This is a genomic window from Actinomycetota bacterium (assembly GCA_041658565.1).
Lineage (GTDB): Bacteria > Actinomycetota > AC-67 > AC-67 > AC-67 > JBAZZY01.
Window position 1 is genome coordinate 1 of record JBAZZY010000079.1, and the last position, 3,086, is coordinate 3,086.

A 3,086-nucleotide genomic window follows, 5' to 3' on the forward strand; every position below is an offset into this window, starting at 1 on the left:
CGTCTGCGCCCTTTGGGGACCGCTGCATGGCGGCGCCAACGTCGAAGTCATGGACATGCTCGACCGCATCCACCAAGGCGGTTTGTCGCCCGAAGACTGCATCCGCGACGCCAAGGATAAGACCAACCCCTTCCGTCTCTATGGTTTCGGCCACCGGATTTATCGAAACTACGATCCGCGAGCGAAGATTCTGCGCGAGGCGTGCGACAAAGTCCTCTCGCAGTTGAAGAAGAAGGACCCGCTGCTCGATATCGCCCGCAAACTCGAAGAACTTGCCCTGGCCGACTCCTACTTCGTCGAGCGGCGTCTGTATCCGAACGTCGACTTCTACAGCGGCATCATCTTGCGGGCGATGGGCATTCCCACGAACATGTTTACCGTGTGTTTTGCCATCGGTCGGCTGCCCGGCTGGATCGCCCAGTGGAAGGAGCAGCACGACGATCCGACCACGAAAATCTTGCGCCCTCGGCAAATCTATACCGGCCCTAACGAAACCAGCTATCTGCCCATCGAGAAACGCTGAATAATCGTTCGCACCGCGACCGACTACAAGGCGAGGACGGGGAGTTCCGTCCGTTGGCACTCACGGATGAAACGCCGCTGGCGTTTGGCGGTTCTCGGGTCGGTCATGTCAAGGAGAATAGAATAGCGAGAATAGAATAGCCGGGGGCTAACAGCCCCCGGGATGCGTGTTCTAGTGCTCCGGGGGCTGTTAGCCCCCGGCTATTTCCTAACGATAAGACTTGGCTTTCCCGAAAGCCGCCAAACGGGTTGCACCGCTGCTTGAATCACCCCCCGGGGCCAACCCACCGTGACACGGCTCCTCGTGCTGACACTGGCGATTGTCGCTGCGTCGACAGCGACGGCGCAGACGTTCTATACGCCCGCGCCCACGTTCTCGGGACCACATCCGGCCGTGGTGCGGATCGTTGTGCCCGAACGCGACGGCACCGCCTATGGCTCCGGCGCGCTCGTGGCCATCAACGATTCGTCCGGCCTCGTGGTGACCAATTGGCACGTGGTGCGCGACGCCGCCGGCCCCATCACCGTTCTCTTCCCCGACGGTTTTCGCTCGGGCGCCTATCTTTTACGGACCGACCGCGATTGGGATCTGGCCGCTTTGGCCATTCGGCGGCCGAACGTGCAACCGATCAACCTTTCGAGTCAGGCGCCGCAGCCCGGCGACTCGCTGACAATCGCCGGTTACGGCAGCGGCTCGTATCGCGCCGTGACGGGTCAATGCACGCAATACGTTTCGCCCGGCGGCAATCAGCCGTTCGAGATGATCGAGCTATCGGCGCCGGCGCGAAACGGCGACTCGGGCGGGCCAATCCTGAACAACCGCGGCGAGTTGGCCGGCACACTTTTTGGCTCGGCCTTCGGACGCACCACGGGCAGCTACTGCGGCCGTGTGCGTTGGTTCCTCGATTTGGCGAGCGGCGATTTCCAACGCATTTCGTCGCAGGCGATGCTCGCCCAGCAATCGCGCGGCAATGCGGCCCCCGTAGCGGCAATCAATTATGCTGGGTCGCCTGCCGTCAACTCTCCTCTCCCTGTGGGAGCGGGATACACTAGCTCCTCTCGCCCGATTGCGGGAGAGGGGCCAACTCGCTCCCCTCTCCCTTTGGGAGAGGGGCAAGGGGTGAGGGCAGCCGGCACGACCAGCGATTCGCAACTGCTAGCCTGTTCCTCGAATTCTTCGTCTCTATCGCCCGTCCCCGTGTTATCACCCACTGTGGGTTCAGGGCAAGTGTCTTCCGCGCCAATCGCTTCACTTCCTGCCCTGCCCGTCGGCCCATTGCCACGCACCGACCAGATCAAAGCGATTCTTGCCCTGATCGGCGTGATTGCCGTCCTCTATCACGCGCTGCGTTTCCTCGGCTGGGCAGTGGGGTAACAGAATGGGATACACAATACCCCATATTGACGGGGCCCCTGGCGGCGTAGGCTTTCAGGTGGAGTCGCAAGTCATGATTGGCCCAGAACAAATCGCCGAGATCATTGATTGCATCGTGCAAGAGCTTGCGCCGGAGAAAATCATTCTCTTCGGCAGTCATGCGCGAGGAGAAGCTCGCGAGGATAGCGACGTCGATCTTCTGGTTGTTGCGGAGACGGATTTACCGCTGCGACCGGTTTCCCGCCGTCCGTCGTCTTCTGGCCGATTTCCCGGCGGCGTTCGACGTGTTTTGGAAGACGCCCGACGAGTATGATCGCTGGCGGACTGTCGTCAATCACGTCGTTTACTTCGCCGACAAGTACGGAAGGGTCGTCTATAAACGACAAGACGCACGAAGCGGTGCGGCAGTGGTTGGCTAGGGCACAGGCCGACTGGGGAACGGTTGGATGGAAAAACTTGTCACGGTTGGCACCTTCGATTTTCCTGCCGAGGCGGAAGCCGGTAAGCTCCTTTTGGAACAGCAGGGCATTCAGGCGTTTCTGGCCGACGACAATCTGGTGGGAATGGACTAGTTTCTGTAGGCGGAACACCAAACAAGCTCACACGCTAAACCGAATCAGCAGAATGTCGTCGTCTTTGACAACATAATCTTTCGGCTCTTGCCGCATCAGACGCTCGGCCTTTACGTCACGCTCGCTGCCGAGACGAACCAAGTCGCTACAGGTCATCACTTCGGCGCGGATGAAGCCGCGGGCCAAGTCGGTGTGAATGCCGCCGGCCGCCTCCAACGCCGTTCCGCCTTCACGCAAAAGCCACGTGCGAACTTCCGGCTCGCCGGCGGTAAAGAAAGTCGTTTGCCGCGAGGTTTTCAGCAGTGTGCGGATGATGTGGTCGCGGTCGGTGCCCACCAGCCCCATCTCCCGCTCGAATTCCGCCCTATCCTCGGGCGTCATCTTCGAGAGTTCCAATTCCAACCCGGCCGGTACGGCCATCACGGGAATCTCGGGCGTTGAAAGCGACGTGAACCGCGCGGGGTCGGCCTCGTCGTCGGCCGTGTTGACGATCACCAGACGCGGCTTCTCGCTCAACAGGCGAAACGCGCGCGTAACCTTCTGCTGCTCGTCGGTCATGTTCGATTCGCGAAGCGGTTGGCCCGCCTCCATCGCCGCCAACACAAGCTTCAAAGTGC

Annotated in this window: 5 protein-coding genes; 4 read left to right on the plus strand and 1 reads right to left on the minus strand. The window is 60.9% G+C overall.

Going from position 1 to position 3,086, the window contains the following annotated elements; translation table 11 throughout:
* The 4 genes from WDA27_15070 to WDA27_15085 all read left to right on the plus strand — a co-directional run.
* The coding region (locus WDA27_15070) for a citrate/2-methylcitrate synthase (GenBank protein MFA5892245.1) at positions 1-523 on the plus strand (523 nt) is incomplete at its 5' end.
* A gap of 303 nt (positions 524-826) precedes the next feature.
* Positions 827-1,897 (plus strand): serine protease, encoded by a 1,071-nt coding sequence (locus tag WDA27_15075; GenBank protein MFA5892246.1) that lies wholly within the window; start codon positions 827-829, stop codon positions 1,895-1,897.
* A gap of 58 nt (positions 1,898-1,955) precedes the next feature.
* Positions 1,956-2,210 (plus strand): nucleotidyltransferase domain-containing protein, encoded by a 255-nt coding sequence (locus WDA27_15080; GenBank protein MFA5892247.1) that lies wholly within the window; start codon positions 1,956-1,958, stop codon positions 2,208-2,210.
* A gap of 133 nt (positions 2,211-2,343) precedes the next feature.
* Positions 2,344-2,469 (plus strand): hypothetical protein, encoded by a 126-nt coding sequence (locus WDA27_15085; GenBank protein MFA5892248.1) that lies wholly within the window; start codon positions 2,344-2,346, stop codon positions 2,467-2,469.
* Positions 2,470-2,496: 27 nt separating this feature from the next.
* Here the strand turns inward: WDA27_15085 and WDA27_15090 are convergent.
* Positions 2,497-3,086: DUF933 domain-containing protein (locus WDA27_15090; GenBank protein ID MFA5892249.1), on the minus strand; the 590-nt coding region annotated here is incomplete at its 5' end.

Excerpts from the sequence above, each read along its gene's own strand:
- WDA27_15085 (MFA5892248.1), top strand. The coding sequence starts at position 2,344 with ATGGAAAAACTTGTCACGGTTGGCACCTTCGATTTTCCTGCCGAGGCG.